Origin of the sequence: Variovorax sp. SPNA7 (assembly GCF_033807855.1) — a bacterium.
In the GTDB taxonomy this organism is placed as follows: Bacteria; Pseudomonadota; Gammaproteobacteria; order Burkholderiales; family Burkholderiaceae_C; genus Variovorax; species Variovorax beijingensis.
Window position 1 is genome coordinate 4,884,233 of the sequence record NZ_CP138513.1, and the last position, 25,141, is coordinate 4,909,373.

Sequence of the window (25,141 nt, forward strand, 5' to 3'; positions counted from 1 at the left end):
TCAGGCCGCCGCACGCAGTTCGCCGACGGCGGCAGCATCAGCTGCCGGCCTTCCCTGTTGCGCAATGGCCGAGGTGAATTCATGGAGCCGAAGATGCAGCTCGGCCAGGCTGCTTTCCTGCTGGGCCAGCTCGAGCAGGCGTTCGTCGAGGTTGCCTGCCGCATTCTGGATGCGCTCGATCGCCTCGATGCGCTTGCTGAAATTGCGGCGGCGCTCCTTCAGCTGCGCATCGATCTGGGCGCTGGCGCCCTTGCTCCAGCGCTCGACCTCGGTCATGGCCGCTTCGTTGACCAGCCGCAGGCGGCTTGCGAGCGCCCGCACCAGCTTGTCGCAGAAGTCCGCCTGCGCGAGCTTCAGCAGGTTGCCCACGCCCAGGTAGTGGATGTGGCTGCGCTCGATCTGGCTGAGCTCCTGCTCGAAGCTCGTCAGGTCGGGTTCGGCCGGAGCCTGCAAGGTGAAGCCCTGCTCCGCGTTGAGCTGGCGGAAGGTGGCGTGCAGCATCGACTGGATCTCGGCCGTCGTCGCCTGCACTTCGCGCAGGTTGTTGCGCAGCGAGTCGAAGGTCTCGCCGTACACCTTGCGCACGTTGAACTTGACGCCCGGTCGCTTGAGCGCGGCCGAAAGCCGCACCATGTCTTCCTTGAGCGCGGTGCGGCCGAGCACGGCGTACACCTCGCGCAGCAGCTTGCCCTGCACCGAACGCAGCGCGAGGATGCGGGTGTTGCTGCCCTCGAACTCGGTCTGTTCCTGGTCGATGCGCGCACGCATGTGCCGAATGACCGACACGTTCTTGCCGCGCAATCCCTGCAGCTCGAGCGCCTGTTCCGACAGGTCGCGCTGGCGCACTTTCAGGATGCGCTCGGCCTCGGTCCGCAGTGCCACCATGCCGGCGTCCACCGCGAGCCGCAGCATGGTTTCGCGCTTGCCGAGCACGCCTTCGGCGAGCAGCGCCTCGAAAGCCGGCAGCCGGCTGGCGTCGAGCAGCCGCGCATCGCGCTGGATCTTTGCCTGCAGGCCCTTCTGCGCCGACACCGGCAGCACCTGCACCAGCGGCACCTCGAGGAACTTGGCCGCGACCTCGCGCTGGCGCTCGATCTGGAGTTCGATCTGCGCGGGCGTGCTCAGCGAGTCCCACATGGTGTCGATCTTGTTGAGCACCACGAAGCGCGTGTCGCTGCCTTCGCTTTCGGTGACCAGGTGCTCGCGCCAGATCGACAGGTCGGAACGCGTCACACCGGTTTCGGCACCCAGGATGAAGACCACGGCATGCGCCTGCGGGATCAGGCTCACCGTGAGCTCGGGCTCGGCGCCGATGGCGTTCAGGCCCGGGGTATCGAGGATCACCAGCCCCTGCTCCAGCAGCGGATGCGGCATGTTCAGGATGGCGTGGCGCCAGCGCGGAATCTCGACGCGGCCTTCGGCGTCCTGCACGGGGTTGTCGTCCGGCGTCTCCTCGTTCCAGAAGCCCAGTGCGTGCGCCTCGTCCTTGCTGACCCAGCGCACTTCGGCCACCTTGCTCATGGCCTGGGCCAGCTGGTCGGCATCGGCCACGTCGATCGCGATTTCGGTCCAGCGCCCGGCCTTTTCACGCCAGTGCGTGAGCGAATGGGGTTCCAGGCGGGTCTCGATCGGCAGCAGCCGCAGCTTCGGCGACTGCGCGGCGTCGTAGCCCAGCTCGGTCGGGCACATCGTGGTGCGCCCCGCGCTGGCCGGCATGATGCGGCGACCGTAAGCGGCGAAGAAAATCGCGTTGATGAGTTCCGACTTGCCGCGCGAGAACTCCGCCACGAAGGCCACCATGACCTTGCTGGTGCGGATCTGCAGCTCGAGGCCGCGCAGGCGCTCGGCCACCGCCTGGTCGAGCAGCTCGTTCTCGGTCAGCCAGCGGGACAGCCACTGCAGGCGGTGCGCGAAATTGCTCCGCCAGGCACCGTGCTGATCGAGTTGTTGATTGAAAGAGCGGCTCAAGGGGAATATGTAAGAAAGAACTTACAAATATAGCATTGCAAACTGGGGAGCAACCGATTGCAGGATATGCCAACCCGGCGGCTAAGACACTATTTTTGACAATTCGGGCAATAGTAAGTGGAACGCTGCCCCTGGCGCAGCAGCCGGATCGGCGTTGCGCAGACCCGACAGGGCTCGCCGGCCCGGCCGTAGACCGTGGCCTCGAGCTGGAAATAGCCGTTCTGCCCGTCCACGTTGGAAAAGTCGCGCAGCGTGCTGCCGCCCTTCTCGACCGCCCTGGCCAGGATCTCGCGCACAGCCGCATGGAGCCGGGCCGCCCTCGGCCGGCTGATGCGCGCGGCGGAAAGCGTCGGCCGGATGCCCGCCTGGAACAGCGCCTCCGACGCGTAGATGTTTCCAACGCCGACCACCACATCGCCCGCGAGCAGCACCTGCTTCACCGCCGCCTTGCGCTTGCGAAGGCCGGCGTGAAACGCGTCCAGGTCGAAAGCATCGCCCAGCGGCTCCATGCCGAGGCCGCCGAGCAGCTTGATGGCCCACGGCGCCGCCTCGTCCTCCACATAGACCACGGCGCCGAAGCGGCGCGGATCGTTCAGCCGCAGCGTGCCGAGTTCGGTCACCAGATCGAAGTGATCGTGAACGCCCGGCGGAGGCTGCGCCGCATCGAAGCGCAGGCTGCCCGACATGCCCAGGTGCAGCAGCAGGAGGCCGCGGTCCAGGTCGATCAGCAGGTACTTTCCGCGCCGGCGCACCTGCAGCACGCGGCGACCGACCAACGCCTCGGGCACGACCATCAACGCCCAGCGCAAGGGTTTGCCGATGCGAACCGCATCGATGCGTGCACCGGCAATGCGCTCGGCAAAACCGCGCCGCGTCACTTCGACTTCGGGAAGCTCAGGCATGAATAAAAACTCCGGGCTGCGACGAGGCCCCACGCGGTGCTCGCTCAAAAGCTTGGATTATTATGGTTCGATGATTCCATCGCTCCGCCGACACCGCCTTGCGGCGGCCGCGTCTTTCGTCGTGTTGCTGGCTTGTGCCGCCCAGGCGCAAACCTCCGATCCCGCCGCGCCCAAGAGCCCGGCCCCCATCATCGAACGGCCGGCACCATCCCGGCCGGGCACGAGGCCGGCAACGGTGCCGGCGGCTGTCGCCGCAAAGCCGGCCGGCGAACCGAATGCACAGCCCTCGGCGCTGACCGCCGAGCTGTTCTACGAAATCCTGATGGGCGAGATGACCGCGCGCTCCGGCGATCCCGGATCAGGCTATGCGCTGGTGCTTGACGCGGCCCGGCGGCTGCGCGACGGCAAGCTGTTCCAGCGCGCGGTCGAGATCGCATTGCAGTCGCGCTCCGGCGACGCGGCGCTCGCGGCCTCGCGCGCATGGCAGGAAACGCTGCCCAACTCGCGCGATGCACGGCGCATCGAACTGCAGATATTGATTGCACTCAACCGCATCGGCGAAACGGTGGAGCCGCTGCGGGCCGAAATCGCGGCCACGCCGCAGATCGAAAAACCGATGCTGATGGCGGTGATCACGCGCAACTACTCGCGCGCTTCCGACAAGAAGCAGGCCGCCTCGGTGGTCGAGCAGGCGCTGGTCGACGAACTCAAGAGCCCAGCCACCGGCGCGCTGGCCTGGGCCACCATCGGCCGCATGCGGCTGAACGCCGGCGACACCTCGGGCGCCCTGGATGCCGCGTTCAAGGGCCAGCAGATGGACCCCGCCTCGGACGCACCGGCCGCCCTCGCGCTCGAGATGATCGACCCCGGCCAGCCGCTCGCGGAACCGATCGTCACGCGCTACCTGGCCAACAACCCCAAGGCGCCGCCCGACCTGCGCATCGCCTACGCGCGCGTGCTGGTCGAGAACCGGCGCTATGCGGATTCCACTGCGCAGCTGCAGGCGCTCACCGCGGCGCGGCCCGAACTGGCCGAGCCCTGGCTGCTGCTCGGCAGCCTGCAGGCGCAGGCCCGGCAGGACGCAGCGGCCGAAACCTCGCTCAAGCGCTACATCGAGCTGGCGGCCAACCAGAAAGACCCGGACGACCGCCAGCGCGGCACCACGCAGGCCTACCTTGTTCTCTCGCAGCTGGCGGAGCGCCGCAAGGACTTCACGGCCGCGGAACGCTGGCTCGCACGCGTCGACAGCGCCGACGAGCTCGTGGTTGCGCAGACGCGCCGCGCAGGCCTGCTGGCGCGCCAGGGCAAGCTGCCGCAGGCGCGCGAACTCGTGCGCGGCCTGCCCGAGCGCACGCCCGAGGACAAGAAGCAGAAATTCCTCGCCGAAGTGCAGCTGCTGCGCGATGCCAAGCAGTACCAGGCGGCCTACGACATGCTGGCGCAGGCTTCCGCCGCCGCCCCGAACGACAGCGACCTGGTCTACGACCAGGCCATGGTGGCCGAAAAGCTCAACCGCCTCGACGAGATGGAGCGGCTGCTGCGCAGGCTGATCGAGCTCAAGCCCGAAAACCAGAACGCCTACAACGCGCTCGGCTACTCCTTTGCCGATCGCAAGATCCGCCTCGACGAGGCGCGCACGCTGATCCAGAAGGCCGTGCAGCTGGCGCCGGAAGACCCCTTCATCGCGGACAGCCTGGGCTGGGTGGAATTCCGGCTGGGCAACACGACCGAGGCCATCCGCATCCTCGAGGCGGCCTACAAGACCCGGCCCGATCCAGAAATCGGCGCGCACTTCGGCGAAGTGCTCTGGTCGGCAGGCCAGAAGGACCGCGCCGTCACGATCTGGAAGGAAGCCCTGCTGAGCGACGCCGAGAACGAGACCCTGCAGGAAACGCTCAAGCGCCTGCGGGTCAAGCCGTGAGCGTGCCCGCCCCGCGGCTGGCCGACGGCGGCCGCCGCGCCCTCCTGCTTGCGGGCGGGGCCGCGCTGCTCTCGATCGCCGGCTGCGCCCAACTGGCGGGCCGCTCCTCCGCGCCCAGGAGCACGGACAGCTGGAGCGGCCGCATGTCGCTGCGCATCGACAGCCAGCCGGTGCAGACCTTCTCCGCATTGTTCGAATTGCGCGGCTCTCCCGAAGCGGGCGAGCTCTCGCTCACCAGCCCGATCGGCAGCACCCTGGCCCAACTGCACTGGTCGCCCGGCGAGGCCCTGCTCAAGAACGGCAGCGAGATCCGGCGCTTCGACTCGGTCGATGCATTGATCGAGGCCGCCACGGGCGCGGCCATACCGGTCGGCGCGCTGTTCGGCTGGCTCGCGGGCCGCGACGAGCGCGTGCCCGGCTGGCGGCCCGACCTCGCGCAGGTCGCGAACGGCCGCCTGCAGGCCACCCGCGAGTCTCCCGGACCCACGGCGGACCTGCGCATCGTGTTCGAGCGGTCATGAAGGCGATCTACGACCTTCCCGCACCGGCCAAGCTCAACCTCTTCCTGCACATCACCGGCCGGCGCGAAGACGGCTACCACCTGCTGCAGTCGGTCTTCATGCTGATCGACTGGTGCGACACGCTCCACGTCGAACTGCGCAGCGACGGCCAGCTCAGCCGCGAAGACCTCACGACCGAACTGCCGCCCGACGACCTCGTGCTGCGCGCAGCGCGCGCGCTGCAGGCGCATGCGGCACCTGGACAGGGCGCCCACATCGGCATTGCCAAGCAGGTGCCGGCGCAGGCCGGCATGGGCGGCGGCTCCTCGGACGCCGCCACCTGCCTGCTGGCGCTGAACCGCCTGTGGGGGCTGAACCTGCCGCTCGCGCGCCTGGCCGAGATCGGCGTGAAACTGGGTGCCGACGTGCCGTTCTTCCTGGGCGGGCGCAATGCCTGGGTCGAGGGAATCGGCGAGAAAATCAGGCCCGTGAACATCCCTTCCGCACGGTTCGTGGTGGCCAAGCCACCCCAGGGACTCGATACCCGCTTAATTTTTTCTGCGCCCGACCTTCAACGGGCAACTCCTGTTGCTATAATCTCGGGCTTTGCTGCAGATAGCGAACAGCTTGAAGCCCCAAACCCCGAAAGCAGCGCTTTCAAGGTTTTCGACTTCGGCCACAACGACCTGCAGCCGGTTGCCCAGCGGCTTTGCCCCGCGGTCACCGACGCCATCGAATGGCTCGGCGCCCAAGGATTGAAAGCCCGGATGACCGGCTCCGGAAGTTCGGTTTTCGCGAAAATGCCGCAAGGGCCGCAGGAAGCGGAACTGTCAAAAGCCCCACCGGGCTGGCAGGTTCGCCAATGCAGCAACCTGGCCGTTCATCCACTTTGGGGATGGGCGACCTGAAGATAATCGGATCGTTATGGGTCCGATGCGACATATCGGTTTGTGGCGAAAGCCATCGACCCGTGTAGGGGAGTCGCCAAGCTGGTTAAGGCACTGGATTTTGATTCCAGCATGCAAAGGTTCGAATCCTTTCTCCCCTGCCAAATTCTTCAAACTGCGGCCCACCGGCCGCAGTGCTTCTTTTGCAGCATGCCCGCTGCAATAATCGGTGGCTCACGGGCCGCCACGACTCAAACTCTTTGGCGGCTTCCTAAAAGCCAATTCGCACTGCCGGGACGCGCTCATGCAGGCTAATCACCCTGATTTCATGGTTTTCACCGGCAATGCCAATCCTGGCCTCGCCGCAGAAATCGCGCAGAACCTCGGTACCTCGCTGGGTGCCGCGCGCGTTGGACGCTTCTCCGACGGCGAAGTCACCGTCGAGATCAACCAGAACGTCCGGGCGCGCGATGTGTTCGTGGTGCAGTCGACCTGCGCACCGACCAACGAAAACCTGATGGAACTGCTGATCATGGTCGACGCGCTCAAGCGCGCCTCGGCCGAGCGGATCAGCGCGGTGATTCCCTACTACGGCTATGCCCGCCAGGACCGCCGCCCGCGTTCGAGCCGCGTGCCGATCTCGGCCAAGGTGGTGGCCAACCTGCTCGAAACCGTGGGCGTCGAGCGCGTGCTCACGATGGACCTGCACGCCGACCAGATCCAGGGCTTCTTCGACATTCCGGTCGACAACATCTATGCGTCGCCGGTGCTGCTGGGCGACCTGCGCCAGAAGAACTACGAAGACCTGATCGTGGTCTCGCCCGACGTCGGCGGCGTGGTGCGCGCCCGCGCGCTGGCCAAGCAGCTGAACTGCGACCTCGCCATCATCGACAAGCGCCGCCCCAAGGCCAACGTGAGCGAGGTCATGAACGTGATCGGTGAAATCGACGGCCGCAACTGCGTGATCATGGACGACATGATCGACACCGCCGGCACGCTGGTGAAGGCGGCCGAAGTGCTCAAGGAGCGCGGTGCGAAAAGCGTCTACGCCTATTGCACGCACCCGATCTTCTCGGGTCCGGCCATCGAGCGCATCACCCACTCCGCGCTCGACGAAGTGGTCGTGACCAACACCATTCCCCTTTCCGACGGCGCCCTGGCGTGCGGAAAGGTCCGCCAGCTCTCCGTGGCACCGCTGATCGCCGAGACGATCCAGCGCATTGCCAAGGGCGAGTCGGTGATGAGTTTGTTCTCGGACCAGGACAACCTGTTCTGATCTGGGCAAAAAGCGGGCGCCACCTTCCTTTTGGAATGGCGCCCTTGTTGAACCGGAGTCGCACTGGTCGCGGTGGACTCTCACAGGAGTTGTTATGAAATTCGTCGCTTTTGAGCGCGCCAAGCAGGGCACGGGTGCGAGCCGCCGTCTCCGCATCTCGGGCAAGACGCCCGGTATCGTCTACGGTGGTGAAGGCCAGCCCCAGCTGATCGAGCTCGATCACAACGCGCTGTGGCACGCCCTCAAGAAGGAAGCCTTCCACTCGTCGATCCTCGAAATGGAACTCGGCGGCGCCACCAGCAAAGTGCTGCTGCGCGATGTGCAGTACCACCCGTTCCGCCAGCTGGTGCAGCACATCGACTTCCAGCGCGTCGACGCCAAGACCCGCATGCACATGAAGGTGCCGCTTCACTACAAGGGTGAAGAAGAGTCCGACGCCGTCAAGCTCGACCACAACCTCGTGACGCACGTCATGACCGAACTCGAAGTCAGCTGCCTGCCGGCCGACCTCCCCGAGTTCATCGAAGTGGACCTCTCGAGCCTCAAGAAGAACGCCACGCTGCACGTGAGCGACATCAAGCTGCCCAAGGGCGTGAAGTTCGTGAGCCACGGCAAGCTGAACCCGGTCATCGTGTCGGCCGTGCCGCCGCTGGTCGCCGAAGAGGTGGCACCCGCCGCTGAAGGCGCGGCACCTGCCGAAGGCGCCGCACCGGCTGCCAATGGCAAGCCGGCAGCCAAGACGGCAAAGCCCGCCGCGAAGAAGTAATTTCTCTCGCGCCCCTGCAGAAGGCCCGCCTCGTGCGGGCCTTCTGCTTTTTGGGCGGCGAGATAATTCCCCCCATGATCAAGCTGTTTGTCGGCCTCGGGAACCCGGGGCCTGAATACGAAGCCACCCGGCACAACGCCGGCTTCTGGTGGATCGACGCCCTGGCGCGCGACTGGAAGCTCAACCTCGTGCCCGAGCGCAGCTACCACGGCCTTGCAGCGCGCACGAACATCGGTGGGCAGAGCGTCTGGCTGCTGGAGCCGCAGACCTTCATGAACCTGTCGGGCAAGTCGGTGGGCGCGTTGGCCCGCTTCTTCAAGATCGCGCCCGAGGAAATCCTCGTGGTGCACGACGAGCTCGACGTGGTGCCCGGCCAGGCCAAGCTCAAGTTCGGCGGCAGCCACGCGGGCCACAACGGCCTGCGCGACATCCATGCGCAACTGGGCACCGGCGACTACTGGCGCCTGCGCCTGGGCATCGGACACCCCGGCGTGAAGTCGGAGGTCATCAACTGGGTGCTCAAGAAGCCGCTCAAGGAGCAGCGCGAAGCCATCGAGGACGCCATCGTGCGCACGCTGCACGCGGCGCCCGCGCTGGTGGCGGGCGAAATGGAAAAAGCCACCTTGATCATTCACACGAGCAAACCGCCCCGGCCCAAACCGCCGCGGCGGGAGCCCGGCGACGGAGGCACGCCCGCCACCGCCTAGTCAGCCGGCCAAGAGAGCGCGGGAGAGAAAAGAAAAGGGAGAGAAGAAGAAATGAAAAATAGAACCAGGGCCAGGAAAGCGGGTGCCGCTTTGCTCTTGGTGGCTTGCGGCACTTTCTGGATGCCCGCCGCGGCGCAGGGAAGGTCCGAGACCTACCGCTGCGGCAACACCTACACCGACCGCCCCTGCGAAGGCGGAAAACAACTGGCGGTGGACGACGCCCGCCCCGAGGCGGACCGCCACGCGGCGGATGCCGCCACGCGCCGCGCCGAGCAGCGCGCCGACCAGCTCGAGCGCATCCGCCTGTCGCAGGAAAAGGAAGCCTACGAGCGCAGCCGCCGCTCGGCGCACGATGCCCGGCAGGCCGCCATGGCCGAACGCCGGCTCGCGTCTTCCGAGCAGTTGGCACGGGCACGCGCCCAAAGACTCGGCGCCGAACCCCGCAAGTCGAGCCCGCGCTTCAGCGGCGCGGCCAACGACAGGCCCGCTGCCGCGCAAGGCGAAAGCCGCAGGAAGAAAAAGCGGAACGGGTCAAGCGCCGGCTGAGGGCGCCGGCGGCTCGGCGGCCGCGGCCTTTGCCTTGGCCGCGGCGAGCCGCTCAAACTTCTGCCAGAGGGTCTCGCGGCTTTCCACGTGCGCCGGGTTGATCGGGATGCACGCCACCGGGCACACCTGCACGCACTGCGGCTCGTCGAAGTGGCCGACGCATTCGGTGCACTTGTGCGGGTCGATCTCGTAGAACTCCGCGCCCATGTAGATCGCATCGTTCGGGCACTCGGGCTCGCAGACATCGCAGTTGATGCATTCGTCGGTGATCATGAGAGCCATACCCCGATTATCGCGAACAAGGCACGGTTGTTGCACGAGTCGGGTTATGCTGCGCCCCGCCCCATGAGCCTGTTCATTTTCAAGCGCCTCGCCACGCTGATCGCCACGCTGATCGGCGCCTCGGTCATTGTTTTCCTCGTCCTGGAGATCCTGCCCGGCAATGCCGCACAGATGCTCATGGGCCCCGATGCCGCGCCCGAGGCAGTGGCCGCCCTGGCCACCAAGCTCGGCCTCGACCAGCCGGCGTGGACGCGCTATTGGCACTGGATCGCGGGCCTCTTGACCGGCAACCTGGGCGACAGCTACGCCTACAGCTCGCCGGTGCTCGACCTCATCCTCGAACGGCTCGCGCTCACCGTGCCGCTGGCGCTGCTCGCGATGGCCTTCACCACGGTGCTCGCGCTGCTGGTGGGCGTGACTGCGGCCGCGCGCCACAACAAGCTCGGCGACGTCGGCCTGATGGGCCTCACACAGGTGGGCATCGCCATTCCCAATTTCTGGTTCGCGATCCTGCTGATCCTGGTGTTCTCGGTGCAGTTGCAGTGGTTCTCGGCCGGCGGCTTCGAGGGCTGGGGCGAAGGCATCTTCGCGGGCCTCAAGTCGCTGCTGCTGCCGGCCCTGTCGCTGGCGGTGGTACAGGCCGCGATCCTCGCGCGCATCACGCGCTCGGCGGTGCTCGAGGTGATGCGCGAAGACTTCGTGCGCACCGCGCGCGCCAAGGGCGTTTCACAGCGCGCGGTGCTCTGGACCCATGTGCTGCGCAACGCGATGATCCCGGTGGTCACCGTCATGGGCATGCAGTTTTCCGAGCTGCTCGCCGGCACCATCGTGGTGGAGAACGTGTTCTACCTGCCGGGCCTGGGCCGGCTGATCTTCCAGGCCATCAGCAACCGCGACCTGATCGTGGTGCGCAATTGCGTGATGCTGCTCGCGGCGCTGGTGGTCATCGTGAATTTCGTGGTCGACGTGCTCTATGCCGTGATCGATCCGCGCATCAAGGCGAGCGACATATGAGCACCACCACCATTCCGAGCGCGGCCGCGCTCAAGGTGCCCGGGTTCTGGCGCCGCGCGCTCCGGCACCGCAGCTTCGTGCTCGGCGGCGTGCTGACGCTGCTCCTGCTGCTGGCCGCCATCGTCTCGCTCGTGTGGACGCCCTGGTCGCCCTACGAGATGGACATGGCCAGCAAGCTCAAGCCGCCCTCGGGCGCGCACTGGCTGGGCACCGACACCTTCGGACGCGACGTGGCCTCGCTGCTGCTGGTGGGGGCGCGCGCGTCCATCCTGGTGGGCGTGATCGCGGTGGGCATCGGCCTTGTCGTGGGCACCGCGCTGGGCCTGCTCGCCGCGGCGCGGCGCGGCTGGGTCGAAGAAGCGATCATGCGGCTCACCGATTTTTCGCTCGCGTTTCCGGCCATCCTGTCGGCCATCATGATGACGGCGGTGTTCGGCGCCGGCATCGTCAACGCGATCATCGCGATCGGCATCTACAACATCCCGACGTTTGCACGCATCACGCGCGCCTCGGCCAATGCCATCTGGTCGCGCGAATACGTGGCGGCGGCACGGGCCTGCGGCAAGGGATCGTTCGCCATCACGATGCAGCACGTGCTGCCCAACATCTCGGCCGTGCTGATCGTGCAGATCACGATCCGCTTCGCGATCGCCATCCTGGCCGAGGCCGCCCTTTCCTACCTTGGCCTGGGCACGCAGCCGCCGCAGCCCTCATGGGGCCGCATGCTGAGCGAGGCGCAGACGATGATGTTCCAGTCGCCGCTGCTCGCGGTGTTTCCCGGCATGGCCATTGCCATGGCGGTGCTCGGCCTGAACCTGCTCGGCGACGGGCTGCGCGACCTGCTCGATCCGCGCCTTGCGCGCGCCCGCTAAGCGATATGCCACTTCTCGAAGTCAAAGACCTGCACGTCGAACTGCAAACGCAGCGCGGTCCCGCCGAGGCCGTGCGCGGCATCGGCTTCACGCTGGAGCGCGGCGAAACGCTGGGCATCGTGGGCGAATCGGGCTGTGGCAAGTCGATCACGGTGATGTCGCTGATGGGCCTGTTGCCGTCGACCGCCAAGGTCAGCGGCAGCATCCGCTTCGACGGCACCGAACTGGTCGGCCGCGATGAAAAAGCCATGTGCCAGATCCGCGGCAACCGCATCGGCATGATCTTCCAGGAGCCGATGACGGCGCTGAACCCGGTGCATACCATTGCGCGCCAGGTCGGCGAGCCGCTGCGGCTGCACCGCGGACTCACGGGCGCCGAGGCACGCAAGGAAGTCCTGGCGCTGCTCGATCGCGTGGGCATTCCCGATGCGGCTTCGCGGCTCGATGCCTATCCGCACCAGTTCTCGGGCGGGCAGCGCCAGCGCATCGGCATCGCCATGGCGCTGGCCTGCGGCCCCGACCTGCTGATTGCCGACGAGCCCACCACCGCGCTGGACGTCACCATCCAGAAGCAGATCCTCGAGCTGATCCAGGGCCTGGTCGCGGAGCGCGGCATGGCGCTGATCCTGATCTCGCATGACCTGGGCGTGATTGCGCAGAGCGTCTCGAAGATGCTGGTGATGTACGGCGGCAGCGTGGTCGAGAGCGGCCCGACCGACACCGTGTTTGCCGAGCGCGCGCATCCCTACACGCAGGGCCTGTTCGCGGCGCGGCCGGCGCTCGGTGCGCCGCGCGGCATTCGCCTGGCCACCATCCGGGGCAGCGTGCCCGAACTGGTCGACCTGCCGCCGGGCTGCCCTTTTGCGGGCCGCTGCAAGTACACGGTCGATGCCTGCCACACGACCCGGCCGCCGCCCACCGTGCTGCGGCACGAGCATGCGGTGCGCTGCATCCGGCTCGAGGAAATTGCGGCTGAAGGCGCGCTCGCATCATGAACCAACCCGCCAGCACGCAACCCCTGCTCGAGGTGACGGACCTCGTGCGCCACTACGCCCTGCCGCGCGAAAAGCTCTTCGGGCCGCCGCCGCTGGTGAAGGCGCTCAACGGCGTGAGCTTCAGTGTCGCGGCCGGCCGCAGCCTGGGCATCGTGGGCGAATCGGGTTCGGGCAAGTCGACCATCGCGCGCCTGGTGATGGCGCTCGACACGCCCACCTCGGGCAGCGTGCGCATGCTGGGCCGCGACCTGCACCGGCTGCCCAAGTCCGAGCTGCGCGCGGCGCGGCGCGACTTCCAGATGGTGTTCCAGGACCCGTACGGCTCGCTGGATCCGCGCCAGACGGTGGCGCGCATCGTGGCCGAGCCGCTCGAAGCGCTGGCCGAAACCAGCCGCGCCGAGCAGCGCGAGCGCGCCTCCGAGGCGCTGGCCGCCGTGGGCCTTCGCACCACCGACATGGACAAGTACCCGCACGAATTCTCGGGCGGGCAGCGCCAGCGCATCGCGATTGCGCGCGCGCTCATCACGCGGCCCAAGCTCATCGTCGCCGACGAGCCCGTGAGCGCGCTCGACGTGTCGGTGCAGGCCCAGGTGCTCAACCTCATGCAGGACCTGCAACAGCAGTTCGGCGTGAGCTACCTGCTCATCAGCCACGATCTCGCGGTGGTGAACCACCTGTGCGACGAGGTCTGCGTGGTGTGGAAGGGCAAGATCGTCGAGCAGGGCCCGCCCGGCGAGCTCTTTCGCAATGCGCAGCATCCGTATACGCGCACGCTGCTCGACGCGGTGCCGCGCACACCCGCCGGGGGCACGCTGCTCACGGCCTGAACACCCCGCCGGGCGGTGGGCCGACATCGAAGCTTCGCGACCCCTTCCATAGCGTTGACAGGCCCTCGGATGAGTGGGTCATAAGCATCTGGTGGCACGGCCGCCCTCTCTCTCGCAAGATGCCTGCCCCATGTTCCGAGGACACCGCTTCATGCGGGAACGTCCCGAGGAAAAAGCACCTGCGCGACCCACCGCCAATGCCTGCGCTGCGAGAGAATGGCTCGCTGCCGCGCGTGGCATCTTTCGTGCTGCGTGTCCTTCCTTCGTGCCGCCGCGCCTCCATTCGGGGCGCGCCGCGCATGGGAAGCAGCCATTCGCATCCATCGTTTTTCCGGAGATCACAACGTATGTTGAACCGTCGCACCCTCCTTGCCACCGCCGGCGCCACCGTGGCGCTGGCCTCTCCCATCGCCGGCATGGCGCAGGGGCGGAAGGACGCCATCGTGATCGGCATGGCGCTCGAGCCGCCGGGCCTCGATCCGACCGCCGGCGCCGCGGCCGCCATCGCCGAGGTGGTGCAGTACAACATCCTGGAGACGCTCACCAAGATCAACGCCGACGGCAGCGTCACGCCGCTGCTGGCCGAAAGCTGGGAAGTCTCGCCCGACCTGAAGACCTACACCTTCAAGCTGCGGCGCGGCGTCAAATACCAGAACGGCGAGCCCTTCAACGCCGCCGCCGTGAAGTTCGCCTTCGACCGCGCCGGCAGCGAGAAGAGCACCAACAAGGACAAGCGCACCTTCGCGAACCTGTCCACCCAGGTGGTCGATGACTACACCGTGGTGGTCATCAACAAGGAAATCGATCCCGACCTGCCCTTCGTGCTGGGCCAGGCCACGGCCGTGATCGTCGAGCCCAAGAGCGCCGACGGCAACGCCACCAAGCCGGTCGGCACCGGCCCCTACAAGCTCGACAACTGGGCCAAGGGCTCGTCGATCACGCTGAGCAAGTGGGAGGGCTTCCGCAGCCCGGCCACGGCCAGGATCAACAAGGTCACCTTCCGCTTCATTTCCGACACGGCCGCGCAGGCCGCCGCGCTGATGGCCGGCGACGTCGACGTGTTCACGCGCATCGGTACGCGCGCGGTGCCGCAGTTCAAGATGAACCCGCAGTTCCAGGTGATCCTGGCCGGCTCGCGCGCCAAGACCATCCTGTCGATCAACAACAGGAAGAAGCCGCTGGACGACGTGCGCGTGCGCCGCGCCATCCTCGCAGCCATCGACCGCAAGGCCGTGATCGAAGGTGCGGCCGACGGCTTCGGCGTGCCGATCGGCAGCCACTACGTGCCGGGCGCCGCAGGCTATGTCGACACCACGGGCATCAACCCCTTCGACATCGAGAAGGCCAAGAAGCTGATGGCCGAGGCCGGCGTGAAGACGCCGCTCGAACTCACCATGACGCTGCCGCCGCCGCCCTACGCGCGCCAGGGCGGCGAGGTGATCGTGGCCCAGCTCGCCAAGATCGGCATCACGGTCAAGGTGCAGAACGTGGAGTGGGCGCAGTGGCTCAGCGGCACCTACGGCAACAAGGACTACGACCTGTCGATCGTCTCGCACGTCGAGCCTTTCGACCTCGGCAACTACGCCAAGTCCGACTACTACTGGGGCTACCAGTCGAAGGCCTTCAACGCGCTGTTCGACAAGATCAAGGCCACCGCCAATGCCGCCGAGCGCAACAAGCTGCTCGGCGAAGCGCAGAAGATGCTGGCCGTCGATGCGGCCAACGGCTTCCTCTACCAGCCGCAGTTCCCCACCATCGCGAAGAAGAACGTGAAGGGCCTTTGGAAGGAGAACCCGATCTTCGTGAACGACCTCTCGGCGCTGTCGTTGGGATGAGTGCCGGCGTGTCATCTTCTTCATCTTCGCTGAACGAGCTTTCCGCCCAGGAACTCTCCGCCGCCTACCGCGACAGGCGCCTGTCGCCGGTGGAGGTCGCGCAGGCCGTCATCGCGCATATCGAGCGCTGCGAGCCCAAGCTGCAAGCCACCTGGCTCTTCAGGCCCGAAGCTGCGCTCGAGCAGGCGCGCGCCTCGGAAGCACGCTGGCAGCGCGGCGACGCGCTCGGTCCGCTCGACGGCGTGCCTGCCACCATCAAGGAAAACATCGCGACCCGCGGCGATCCGATGCCGGCCGGCACGGCCGCCGTCGACCTGAAGCCCGCGGCCGCCGATGCACCGCCCGCCGCGCGCCTGAAGGAAGCCGGCGCGGTGATCGTGAGCAAGACCACCATGCCGGACTACGGCATGCTGTCTTCGGGGCTCTCGAGCTTTCACACGCTGGCACGCAACCCCTGGGACCTGAGCCGGACCCCCGGCGGCTCGAGCGCGGGCGCCGGTGCGGCTGCCGCCGCGGGCTACGGCCCGCTGCACATCGGCACCGACATCGGCGGGTCGCTGCGGCTGCCCGCGAGCTGGTGCGGCATCTTCACGCTCAAGCCGAGCCTGGGCCGCATTCCGATCGATCCGCCGTACATGGGCCGCGCGGCCGGGCCGATGACGCGCAGCGTCGGCGATGCGGCGCTGATGATGCAGGTGCTTTCGAAGCCCGATGCGCGCGACAGCATGAGCCTGCCGCCGCAGGACATCGCGTGGGAGAGCTTCGACGTATCGCCCGACCACCTGCGCGGGCTGCGCATCGGCCTGCTGCTGGACGCGGGCTGCGGCCTGGCAGTCGAGCCCGAGATCCAGGCGGCGGTCGAGCATGCGGCGCGCCTGTTCGAAAAGGCCGGCGCCATCGTCGAACCCATGCAGCCGTTCATGTCGCAAGCCATGCTCGACGGCATGGACCACCTGTGGCGCATGCGCTCGCTGGTGGACATGAAGGCACTGCGCCCCGACCAGCGCGCCAAGGTGCTGCCCTACATCCGCGAATGGGCCGAGAGCGCGGCCGAGTTCAGCGGCGAGCATGTGTTCCGCGGCTTCAGCCAGTTCCATGCAACGCGCGTGGCCGCGGTGCAGGCCTGCGCGCGCTTCGACTACGTGATCTCGCCGGTGTCGCCGAACATGCCCGCGGCCGCGGAGGCGCCGTCCCCCACCAACGATCCGCTGCGGCCGCTGGAGCACATCGGGTTCACGGTGCCGTTCAACATGTCGGAGCAGCCGGCTTCGTCGGTGAACTGCGGATACTCGGGGAGCGGGCTGCCGATCGGGCTGCAGATTGCCGGGCACCGGTTCGACGACCTCGGCGTGCTGCGCGTGTCGCGTGCGTTCGAGCAGATTCGGGAGCCGCAGCGGCCCTGGCCTGTGACGCCTTGAGCGGTGGGCGGGCGCGGCTGTTCAGGGCGCGCTCCCGCCGACGGGGTACCTTGCTCCGCGAATGTCCTCCGGCCTGCGGCCTCCCCCTTGATTTCGCTGCGCAAGGCACCCCATCGGCGGGAGCGTGTTCAGAGCACCGGTTGATCAGCGGGTACACCACGAGCGTGCCTTCGTGCCTTCGTGCACAGGGCATCGGGTACTCCCCGCAGCGAAATAAAGGAGGAGGCCGAAGGCCGGGGGACATTCGCGGAGGGGAGTACCCGGTGGCCTGTGCACGCGCCCCGAACAACAGCACCTGAACAAAACAGCAGCGCCAAAAAATCAAGTAGCAGCGTAGCGCCCCGGCTTGTGGTTGATCCACAGAAAAAGCCCCATCACCACCGCAGCCAGCACCGACCATCCCACGCGCTGCGGCGGAATCACGAACAACGCGAGCAGCACCACCGTGCAGTCGATGCCGATCTGCACCTTGCCAGCGGGCCAGCCGCGCTTTTCCTGCAGGTACAGCGTCAGCACCGTCGCACCGCCCAGGCTCGCGCGGTGGCGCGCGAGGAACAGGCAGCCGGTGCCCAGCAGCAGGCCGCCGAGCACCGCTGCGAAGGCCGGGTGCAGCGAATCGATCGAGATGTAGCGCGGTGCCAAGTCGGTCATCACCGACAGCAGCGCGATCGCCGAGAAAGTCTTGACCGTGAAGGCCCGGCCCATGTGGCGCCATGCGAACCAGTAAAACGGCAGGTTCACCAGGAAGAACACCTTGCCGAAGCTCACGCCCGTGGCGTAGTGCAGGAGAAACGCGACACCCGCCGTGCCGCCCGTGAGCAGCCCCGCCTGGCCGAACAGCATCATGGCAATGGCGACGAACAGGGTGCCCGAAAAGATGGCCTGCGCGTCGTCGAAACGCGAGTGGCGCAGCAGTTCGGGGCGCGTGACGGGTTGTTGTGGCGCATCCATGGCGGGCCTGACGCAAATCCCGCGCCACCTGGCGGCCTCAGACCAGGTGGGTTGCCAGCATCTCCCGTGCCCGCGTCACGAATTCGGTCTCTCCGCGGCGCGCGGGCAGGAACTGGAATGCGACCCGGGGCAGGGCCGGCAGGCCGTGCGGCGGCGCGAGCCGGGCCACCCCTTCGCTCACCGCCGATTCGTTCAGGCAAGCCACCCCCAACCCCGCAGCCAGCGCCGACTGCAACCCCGCGACGCCCGACGCCACGTGCGCCAGCACATACGGCACGCGCCGCCGCCGCAACAGCGCCACCGTGTACTGGTGCAATGAGCAGGTGTCCGGCAAGGCCAGCAGCCGCACCGGCTCGCTGCGCGCGAGCCGCATGCCGGCCGCGCCGAGCCACGCGAGCGATTCGCGCCGGATCACCGGAGCCTTCGCACCCGGCTCGGTCGATGGCGACGTCCCGGCGATGTTCATCGCGAGCCCCACGTCGAAATCGCCGTGCGCATAGGCGGCCCGCAGCGCGTCGCTCTTCATGATGCTCACGTGCAGCCGCACCTGCGGATAGCTCTCGCCAAGGCGCCCCAGCAGCCGCGTGAGATCGCCGGGGCGAAAGTAGTCGGTCACGGCGAGCCGCAGTTCGCCCTGCAGCGTCTCGCCATGCAGATCGCGGAACGCCTCGTCGCTGAGCGCGAGGATGCGGCGCGCGTAGGCCAGCAGCCGCGTGCCGGCCTCGGTCGGCGCCACGCCGGCCTTGCTGCGCGTGAGCAGCGACTGCCCTGCCCGCTCCTCGAGCTTGCGGATCTGCTCGCTGACCGACGACTGCGACAGGAAGACGCGCGGCGCCGCGGCCGTGAGGCTGCCGGCGTCGATCACCGCGGCCAGGGTGCGAAGCTGCTCCAGGTCGAAGGTCTGCATGGTTCATCCATCCGTTTATCCGATGGATTCCATCATATCTTCCCGCTTTTCCGATGTTCGAGGAGTTTCCACAATAGCCCCATCGTCACTCATTCCTTCATGGAGTTCCCTATGCCGCACATCGTTGTCCACCTCTCGGGCGCGCCCGACGCCCAGCTCACACGCAAGACGGTCGACGTGGTCGCCGAACTGACCCAAAGCGTGCTCGGCAAGCAGCTGCCGGTGATCGCCGTCACGGTGCAGTACATCGCCGCCGACACCTGGTTCATCGGCGGGCAGTCGCTGGCCTCGCTCGGCAAGTCGGCCTTCCACCTCGACATCAGCATCACGGACGAAACCAACACCAAGGCGGAAAAGGCGCGCTACCTGCGCGAGGTGCATGCCGCCATGGCGCGGCTGCGGCCCGACCTGCACGAGGTTTCGTACATCCACGTGATCGACGCCCGCGGCGCGGCCTACGGCTACGGCGGAAAGACGCAGGAGTACCGCCACCAGCAAGCGGGCGTTTGAAGCCTGAGGCGGGGCATGGCACCATCCGGCCATGCCTCCCGCCACCCTGCACGCCGACAGCTTCGGCAACCCGCTCACGCTCGACGATGCGGCCAGCCTGCCGCTGGTCGAAGACTTCGTCATGGGCTTTGTGTCGACCGAGGCACGCGCGGTCAACCTGCTCGCCCTGGCCGACAGCGACGCGAGCCCGATGGTGCAGGCCTACTGCGCAACCCTCCACCTCTTCGCCGAATCGCGCGATGCCGCGGCCAATGCACGGCCCTTTCTTGCCAGGGCCCGCGCCGCATCCGAGCGCGCCACGCCGCGCGAACGGCGCTACATCGCGGCCATCGAGGCCTGGGCCGAGGGCGACATCGCCCGGGCCATCGCCCTGCACACGGAGCAGGCGCGGGAGCATCCGCGCGACCTCGTGTCGGTGAAGCTCGGGCAATACCACTGCTTCAACACCGGCGACTGCCCGGGCATGCTGCGCCTGGCACTCGCTGCGCTGCCGGCCGCGTCCGACGTGCCCTATGTGCACGGCATGGCCGCCTTCGGCTACGAGCAGTGCCACCTGATGCGCGAGGCCGAGGCCAGCGCGCGCCGCGCCATCGGCATGTGCCGCAAGGAGCCGTGGGCGCACCATGCGCTGGCGCATGTGATGCTCACCGAGGGCCGGCTCTCGGAAGGGCTGGCCTTCATGCAGGGCGTGAGCGACAGCTGGAGCGGGCTCAACTCGTTCATGGTCACGCACAACTGGTGGCACGTGGCGCTGTTCCTGATCGAGCTCGGCCGCGACGACGAAGCGCTCGCGCTCTACGACCGCGAGGTGTGGGGCGTGGTGAAGGACTACTCGCAGGACCAGATCGGCGCCGTCTCGCTGCTGGCGCGCTTCGAGCTCGCGGGCATCGACGTGGGTGCGCGGTGGGACGACGTGGCGAGCCACCTGCTGCAGCGCACGACCGACCATGTGCTGCCCTTCCTCGACCTGCAGTACCTGTATGGCCTGGCGCGCGCCGGACGGCCCGAAGCCGATGCGCTGCTGCACAACATCGAAGCCCACGCGCCCCGCGCGCCGCTCTCCACGCGCGCCGCCTGGCAGAGCGTGTGCGTGCCGGCCGCGCGCGGGCTCGTTGCCCATGCGCGCGGCGATTTCGCCTCCGCCATCGAAGGACTCGGCAGCGCCCTGCCGCGCCTGGTCGAGATCGGCGGCAGCCATGCGCAGCGCGACCTGTTCGAGCAGGTGTACCTCGACGCGCTCGTGCGCATCGGCAGCCAGGCCGCGCTCGCGGGCGCCCAAGGCATCCTGCAGCAGCAGCTCAACGGCCAGCCCGAATCGCTGCGCCTGCGGCGTCAGGCCGGCGAGGTCTATGCGCGGCTCGGCCTCGAGCAACTCGCTTCCCGTCCTTGAGGGGCGGGCGAAGGCCATGCCTTCCGGTCATGGGGCGTGTCGCAAAAGGAATTAACGGACACGCGGGGGCGACTTCTAAACTGCCCGCTCCACATCGCTCCGGTTCCTTCCCATGCAGAAATCAGTTGTCGTGCTCGCCGTGCTCGCGGCCTTGGCAGGCCTTTCGTCCGCAGCCCGTGCCGCGGCCGATGCCCCCGTCGAACTCGACCTGCTGCTGCGCGGCGGCACCGTCTACACGGGCGATTCGGACGAGCCGGTGGTCGGCGATGTCGGCATCGTGGGCGACCGCATCGTCTTCGCGGGCCGGAAGACGCCGCCGCAGTTCAGCGCGAAGCGAGCCATCGACGCGGCCGGCCTCATCGTGGCACCGGGCTTCATCGATGCGCACACCCACGCCGATGCCGACCTGCATTCCACCGATCCGCGCAAGCGCCTGAACATTCCCTTTCTCACGCAGGGCGTGACCACCACGGTCATCGGCAACGACGGCTTCGGCGGCTTCGACATCGCCGCGCAGACGCAGCGGCTGCGATCGGCGCCTGTTGGAACCAACGTCGCCATGTACGCGGGTTTCGGCCCCATGCGCATCGACCAGCTCGGCGAAGCCAATCGCGCGCCGACGCCCGAGCAGCTCGACGCCATGCGCCGGCACCTGAGCCGGGCGATGTGCGACGGCGCGCTGGGGCTTTCGACCGGCCTTTTCTATCCGCCGCAGAATTTCTCGAAGACCGAGGAAGTGATCGAGCTCGCGAAGGTCGCGGCCCGCCACGGCGGCCTCTACGACAGCCACATCCGCGACGAGTCGATGTACAACATCGGGCTCAAGGGCGCCATCGAGGAAGTGATCCGCATCGGCCGCGAAGCCCGCCTGCCGGTGCATGTGGCGCACATCAAGGCACTGGGCGTGGACGTGCAGGGCCAGAGCGGCGACATCATCCGCCGCATCGAGAAGGAGCGTGCCGCCGGCCTCGACATCACGGCCGACCACTATCCGTGGACGGCATCGAGCACGCGTTTCTCGGCTGCGCTCGTGCCGCCCTGGGCGGTCGACGGCGGGCGCGCGGCGATGCTCAAGCGCTTCGACGACGCGGCCGTCCAGGATCGCCTGCGCACCGGCATGCGCGAGAACCTGCGCCTGCGCGGCGGTCCGGAGACCATCCTGTTCTCGGCCGGCAGCACCAAATACCTGGGCAAGACGCTGGCCGACGTGGCCAAGGCCTCGGGTGCCGACCCCGTGGATGCCGCCATCGCCGTGCTGCGCGACGGCGAGCTGATGATCGCCTCGTTCAACCAGAGCGACGACGACGTGCGCGCGTTCATGAAGCGGCCGTGGGTCATGACGTCGTCCGACTCCTCGCTGGGCCATCCGCGCGCCTACGGCACCTTCGCGCGCAAGTACGACCAGTACGTGGTGAAGGAGCACACCATCTCGATGGGCCAGTTCATCCGCAGCAGCTCGTCGCTGACCGCGGACACGCTGGGGCTGAAACAGCGCGGGCACCTGCGGCCGGGCTACTACGCCGACGTGGTCGTGTTCGACCCCGCGCGCTATGCCGCCAAGGCCACCTACACGCAGCCGGCGCTGCTGTCGGAGGGCGTGGTCACGGTGCTGGTGAACGGCCGCCTGGCGGTGGATGCCGGCAAGCCCACGGGCGTGGGCGCGGGCCAGCCGCTGCTGCGCACGCCGAAGGCCGGCAGCTGCACCTGAAGCGGCGCTCCTGCTCGCCCGGGCAGCTCAGCTCACTTCAGGTGCCGCCGCTGGTCGTAGGTCGGCTGCGGCGGCAGGTCGGCCAGATGCCGCGTGTCGGCCCAGTCGACGATCTCGATCACGTCAGGCATGGCCGGATCGGCAATGCGGATGCGGTTGAAGCCCGCGTTGGGAATGTCGCTCTGGCGCGGCCCGCTCAGGCCGAGCCCGCGCGCGGTGCGCCACACCATGTCGAGCACGCCGCCGTGCGTGACGACCACCAGCCGCTGCCCCCGGTGCGCAGCGGCCAGGGCGCCGATGGCCGCGACGATGCGCGTATGGAATTCGCGCGCCGTCTCGCCCTCGGGCATGGCGTGGTCCTCGCGGAACTCCAGCCATTGCTCCCAGGCGCGTGGATGCAGCGCCTGGATCTCGTCGGCCCGCATGCCTTCGACAATGCCGAAATACTGCTCGCGCAAGCCCACCGACGTGACCACCGGCAGCGACAGCTGCAGCGCGGCCGGCGCGGCGGTCTGCTGCGCGCGCATGAGGTCGCTGCTGATGATGTGCTGCGCGGTGTCGCCCGCCAGCCGCAGGCCGAGGCGGCGCGCCTGCTCATGGCCGATGTCGTTGAGCGGCACGTCGGCATGCCCCTGGAAGCGCAGCTCGCGGTTCCAGGCGGTTTCGCCGTGGCGGATCAGGATGAGTTCGGTCGCGGAGTCGGGTGGAGGCGTGGGCATGGAACGCCCATTCTCCACTGCGTGCGTGACGCTCGGGACCCGGGTGGCGGCATCTGTTGCAGGGCCGCCACCTGCCGCTCGAACGGCAACGCGCTTCCACGTCGGCGTTGGCGCAAAATCCGGCCATGCCCCACCTTGTCCTGCTGCCCGGCCTTGCCTGCGACGAGCGCATCTGGGAGGCCCAGCTTCCCGCGCTCGCGCCCCTGTTCGAAACGCGCGTGACCGATGCCCACATGCGGCACGACACCATCGAAGCCATGGCCGCGGCCGTGCTGCGCGAGAACCCCGGCCCGCTGCTGCTGTGCGGCGCGTCGATGGGCGGCATGGTGGCGATGGAAGCCGCGCGGCAGGCGCCCGAACGCATCGCGGGCCTCGCGCTGCTGGGCACCAACGCACGGCCCGAGGCGCCCGAGATGTACGAGCTGCGCGAAAGCGCGATCGAACTGTTCGAACGCGGCGAACTGCGCGACGTGATCGAGCCGAACGTGGTGTTCGCCTTCCACCCGGCGCAGGCCGCCGACGAGGCGCTGGTGCAGCGCTATGTCGAGATCGTGCTGGATGCCGGCACGCAGCAGCTCATCACCCAGAACCGCGCGGTGATGCGGCGCCCCGACGCGCGCACCCACCTGCCCTCGCTGCGTGCGCCGGTACTGCTGGTGTGCGGCGACACGGACCGGCTGACCCCGCCCGACTGCACGCGCGAGATCGCGGCGCTGGTGCCGCATGCCGACGTGGTGTGGGTGCCGCAATGCGGCCACATGCTGACGATGGAGAAGCCCGCTTCCGTGAATGCGGCGCTGCTCGGCTGGCTGGCTCAGTGGAGCTGACCGCCGGTTTCGGCCACGTCCTTTTCAACGGCCAGCGTGGTCGCCACCGCGATGCGCAGCGCCTCGACCATGGTGGCCAGCGACATGCTCGGCACGCCGGGAAATCGTGCCGCCTGCTCGGGCAGGTAGGGAATGTGGATGAAGCCGCCGCGCAGCCCAGCCGCCGGATGCGTGGCGATGCGGTGCATCAGGCCGTAGAAGATGTGGTTGCAGACAAAAGTGCCGGCCGTGTTCGAGACCGCCGCCGGAATGCCGGCCGCACGAAGGTCGCGCACCATGGCCTTGATCGGCAGCGTCGAGAAATACGCCGCGGGCGCACCGGGCACCACGGGCAGGTCGATCGGCTGGCGGCCGGCGTTGTCGGCGATGCGGCCGTCGTCGATGTTGATGGCCACGCGCTCGGGCGTGATCTCGGCGCGGCCGCCAGCCTGGCCGATGCACAGCACAAGCCGGGGCTGGAGTTCGTCCATCGCAACCGCCAGCGCCTCGATGGCCTGGCCGAACACGCAGGGCATCTGGCGCGCATGCACTGTGGCGCGGCCGCACCGCCAGCCGTCGAGTGCACGCACCGCCTCCCATGAGGGGTTGAGCGCTTCGCGGTCGAACGGATCGAACCCGGTCAGCAGGACATCGGTTCGCTGCGCCACGGCTTGAATCAGGCCGTCGCGCGAACCGCGATGCCCTCTTGCTGCAGGCGCTCGCGAATGCGGCGCGCAAAAGCCAGCGCGTGGGCGCCATCGCCGTGCAGGCACACGGTCTGGGCATTGACCGGCACGATGCTGCCGTCGATCGCCCTGACCTGGCGGTCGCGCACCAGCGAGAGCGTCTGGGCGAGGGATTGTTCCTCGTCCTCGATCAGCGCGCCGGGCTGGCTGCGCGGCACCAGGCTGCCGTCGGGCATGTAGCCGCGGTCGGCAAAAACCTCTTCGACCGGCGTGAGGCCGGCGCGGCGCGCGGCGTCGATCATGCCGCTGCCCGCAAGGCCGAAGAACCGGAGCGAGGGATCGAAGCGCCGCACCGCCTCGCAGAGCGCGTCGGCGAGTTCGGGTTCCTTCACCGCCTGGTTGTAGAGCTGGCCGTGCGCCTTCACGTGCGAGAGCTTGCCGCCCTCGGCCTTGGCGATCGCGGCCAGTGCGCCGACCTGGTAGAGCACATTGGCCACGATCTCGTCGGGCGGCAGGTGCATGGTGCTGCGGCCGAAGTTCTCGCGGTCGGGGAAGCTCGGATGGGCGCCGATGGCCACGCCATGCGCGATGGCCCAGCGGACGCATTGCCGCATGGTCTTGGCGTCGCCCGCATGCCAGCCGCAGGCGATGTTGGCCGAGCTCACGAGGCCGAGCAGCGCTTCGTCGCTGCCGGCGCCTTCGCCGAGGTCGGCATTCAGGTCGATTTGCATGGGGTTGGTTCCTTCTT

General features: G+C 68.0%; 25 protein-coding genes and 1 tRNA gene. 18 read left to right on the forward strand and 8 right to left on the reverse strand.

Features of this window, described 5'->3' with window-relative positions:
* Entirely contained in the window at positions 1 to 1,968 is a 1,968-nt protein-coding gene (locus RZE77_RS22870; protein ID WP_319439399.1) for a dynamin family protein, read from the reverse strand.
* Positions 1,969 to 2,057: 89 nt separating this feature from the next.
* Positions 2,058 to 2,870, reverse strand: coding sequence for a bifunctional DNA-formamidopyrimidine glycosylase/DNA-(apurinic or apyrimidinic site) lyase (gene mutM / locus RZE77_RS22875; RefSeq protein WP_319439400.1), 813 nt, complete (start codon positions 2,868 to 2,870; stop codon positions 2,058 to 2,060).
* 70 nt (positions 2,871 to 2,940) lie between these two features.
* Here mutM and RZE77_RS22880 point away from each other — a divergent pair, with 70 nt between their 5' ends.
* From RZE77_RS22880 to RZE77_RS22915, 8 genes are all read left to right on the forward strand, one after another.
* The gene (locus RZE77_RS22880) at positions 2,941 to 4,791 is read left to right on the forward strand and encodes a tetratricopeptide repeat protein (protein ID WP_319439401.1); all 1,851 of its coding nucleotides are present in this window, start codon (positions 2,941 to 2,943) and stop codon (positions 4,789 to 4,791) included.
* Complete coding sequence (locus RZE77_RS22885) at positions 4,788 to 5,312, forward strand: lipoprotein insertase outer membrane protein LolB (protein ID WP_319439402.1); 525 nt, start codon at positions 4,788 to 4,790, stop codon at positions 5,310 to 5,312. The genes RZE77_RS22880 and RZE77_RS22885 overlap by 4 nt, the downstream gene beginning before the upstream one ends.
* A complete protein-coding gene (gene ispE, locus RZE77_RS22890) occupies positions 5,309 to 6,199 on the forward strand; it encodes a 4-(cytidine 5'-diphospho)-2-C-methyl-D-erythritol kinase (RefSeq protein ID WP_319439403.1) in 891 nt (296 codons plus the stop codon). The genes RZE77_RS22885 and ispE overlap by 4 nt, the downstream gene beginning before the upstream one ends.
* A gap of 66 nt (positions 6,200 to 6,265) precedes the next feature.
* Positions 6,266 to 6,342 (forward strand) — tRNA-Gln (locus RZE77_RS22895).
* Positions 6,343 to 6,482: 140 nt separating this feature from the next.
* On the forward strand, positions 6,483 to 7,454 hold the full coding sequence (locus tag RZE77_RS22900; RefSeq protein WP_015867115.1) for a ribose-phosphate pyrophosphokinase: 972 nt from the start codon (positions 6,483 to 6,485) through the stop codon (positions 7,452 to 7,454).
* Positions 7,455 to 7,548: 94 nt separating this feature from the next.
* A complete protein-coding gene (locus RZE77_RS22905; protein WP_319427554.1) occupies positions 7,549 to 8,220 on the forward strand; it encodes a 50S ribosomal protein L25/general stress protein Ctc in 672 nt (223 codons plus the stop codon).
* A gap of 74 nt (positions 8,221 to 8,294) precedes the next feature.
* Positions 8,295 to 8,927, forward strand: a complete 633-nt coding sequence (gene pth / locus RZE77_RS22910) for an aminoacyl-tRNA hydrolase (RefSeq protein ID WP_015867117.1) — start codon at positions 8,295 to 8,297, stop codon at positions 8,925 to 8,927.
* A 51-nt stretch (positions 8,928 to 8,978) separates the two neighbouring features.
* Positions 8,979 to 9,473, forward strand: coding sequence for a hypothetical protein (locus tag RZE77_RS22915; RefSeq protein ID WP_319439404.1), 495 nt, complete (start codon positions 8,979 to 8,981; stop codon positions 9,471 to 9,473).
* Here RZE77_RS22915 and RZE77_RS22920 read toward each other — a convergent pair.
* On the reverse strand, positions 9,459 to 9,755 hold the full coding sequence (locus RZE77_RS22920; protein WP_028256292.1) for a YfhL family 4Fe-4S dicluster ferredoxin: 297 nt from the start codon (positions 9,753 to 9,755) through the stop codon (positions 9,459 to 9,461). The genes RZE77_RS22915 and RZE77_RS22920 overlap by 15 nt on opposite strands.
* 63 nt (positions 9,756 to 9,818) lie before the next feature.
* Between RZE77_RS22920 and RZE77_RS22925 the strand changes: the two genes are divergently transcribed.
* The 6 genes from RZE77_RS22925 to RZE77_RS22950 all read left to right on the forward strand — a co-directional run bounded on the left by RZE77_RS22925 (position 9,819) and on the right by RZE77_RS22950 (position 16,716).
* Complete coding sequence (locus RZE77_RS22925) at positions 9,819 to 10,769, forward strand: ABC transporter permease (protein WP_015867120.1); 951 nt, start codon at positions 9,819 to 9,821, stop codon at positions 10,767 to 10,769.
* Positions 10,766 to 11,641, forward strand: coding sequence for an ABC transporter permease (locus RZE77_RS22930; protein WP_319427559.1), 876 nt, complete (start codon positions 10,766 to 10,768; stop codon positions 11,639 to 11,641). The genes RZE77_RS22925 and RZE77_RS22930 overlap by 4 nt, the downstream gene beginning before the upstream one ends.
* A gap of 5 nt (positions 11,642 to 11,646) precedes the next feature.
* A complete protein-coding gene (locus RZE77_RS22935) occupies positions 11,647 to 12,636 on the forward strand; it encodes an ABC transporter ATP-binding protein (RefSeq protein WP_319439405.1) in 990 nt (329 codons plus the stop codon).
* A complete protein-coding gene (locus RZE77_RS22940; RefSeq protein WP_319439406.1) occupies positions 12,633 to 13,463 on the forward strand; it encodes an ATP-binding cassette domain-containing protein in 831 nt (276 codons plus the stop codon). The genes RZE77_RS22935 and RZE77_RS22940 overlap by 4 nt, the downstream gene beginning before the upstream one ends.
* A gap of 347 nt (positions 13,464 to 13,810) precedes the next feature.
* A complete protein-coding gene (locus RZE77_RS22945) occupies positions 13,811 to 15,298 on the forward strand; it encodes an ABC transporter substrate-binding protein (protein ID WP_319439407.1) in 1,488 nt (495 codons plus the stop codon).
* The gene (locus RZE77_RS22950; protein ID WP_319439408.1) at positions 15,295 to 16,716 is read left to right on the forward strand and encodes an amidase; all 1,422 of its coding nucleotides are present in this window, start codon (positions 15,295 to 15,297) and stop codon (positions 16,714 to 16,716) included. The genes RZE77_RS22945 and RZE77_RS22950 overlap by 4 nt, the downstream gene beginning before the upstream one ends.
* 321 nt (positions 16,717 to 17,037) lie before the next feature.
* On the opposite strand, the gene RZE77_RS22955 is transcribed toward RZE77_RS22950, so the two are convergent.
* Together RZE77_RS22955 and RZE77_RS22960 are read right to left on the reverse strand one after the other, a co-directional pair.
* Entirely contained in the window at positions 17,038 to 17,667 is a 630-nt protein-coding gene (locus RZE77_RS22955; protein ID WP_319439409.1) for a YitT family protein, read from the reverse strand.
* 37 nt (positions 17,668 to 17,704) lie between these two features.
* Positions 17,705 to 18,574 (reverse strand): LysR family transcriptional regulator, encoded by an 870-nt coding sequence (locus tag RZE77_RS22960; protein WP_319439410.1) that lies wholly within the window; start codon positions 18,572 to 18,574, stop codon positions 17,705 to 17,707.
* A gap of 111 nt (positions 18,575 to 18,685) precedes the next feature.
* Between RZE77_RS22960 and RZE77_RS22965 the strand changes: the two genes are divergently transcribed.
* The 3 genes from RZE77_RS22965 (at position 18,686) to RZE77_RS22975 (ending at position 22,182) form a co-directional block, all read left to right on the forward strand.
* Entirely contained in the window at positions 18,686 to 19,084 is a 399-nt protein-coding gene (locus RZE77_RS22965) for a tautomerase family protein (RefSeq protein ID WP_319439411.1), read from the forward strand.
* Positions 19,085 to 19,115: 31 nt separating this feature from the next.
* On the forward strand, positions 19,116 to 20,474 hold the full coding sequence (locus tag RZE77_RS22970) for a tetratricopeptide repeat protein (protein ID WP_319439412.1): 1,359 nt from the start codon (positions 19,116 to 19,118) through the stop codon (positions 20,472 to 20,474).
* A 112-nt stretch (positions 20,475 to 20,586) separates the two neighbouring features.
* Entirely contained in the window at positions 20,587 to 22,182 is a 1,596-nt protein-coding gene (locus tag RZE77_RS22975; RefSeq protein WP_319439413.1) for an N-acyl-D-amino-acid deacylase family protein, read from the forward strand.
* Between the two features lie 32 nt (positions 22,183 to 22,214).
* Here RZE77_RS22975 and RZE77_RS22980 read toward each other — a convergent pair whose 3' ends face one another.
* The gene (locus RZE77_RS22980; protein WP_319439414.1) at positions 22,215 to 22,901 is read right to left on the reverse strand and encodes a histidine phosphatase family protein; all 687 of its coding nucleotides are present in this window, start codon (positions 22,899 to 22,901) and stop codon (positions 22,215 to 22,217) included.
* 125 nt (positions 22,902 to 23,026) lie between these two features.
* Between RZE77_RS22980 and RZE77_RS22985 the strand changes: the two genes are divergently transcribed.
* On the forward strand, positions 23,027 to 23,728 hold the full coding sequence (locus RZE77_RS22985) for an alpha/beta fold hydrolase (RefSeq protein ID WP_319439415.1): 702 nt from the start codon (positions 23,027 to 23,029) through the stop codon (positions 23,726 to 23,728).
* On the opposite strand, the gene pcp is transcribed toward RZE77_RS22985, so the two are convergent.
* Entirely contained in the window at positions 23,716 to 24,375 is a 660-nt protein-coding gene (gene pcp / locus RZE77_RS22990) for a pyroglutamyl-peptidase I (protein WP_319439416.1), read from the reverse strand. The two genes, RZE77_RS22985 and pcp, sit on opposite strands and share 13 nt — an antisense overlap.
* Positions 24,376 to 24,383: 8 nt before the next feature.
* On the reverse strand, positions 24,384 to 25,124 hold the full coding sequence (gene pxpA / locus RZE77_RS22995; RefSeq protein ID WP_319439417.1) for a 5-oxoprolinase subunit PxpA: 741 nt from the start codon (positions 25,122 to 25,124) through the stop codon (positions 24,384 to 24,386).
* Between the last annotated feature and the right edge of the window lie 17 nt (positions 25,125 to 25,141).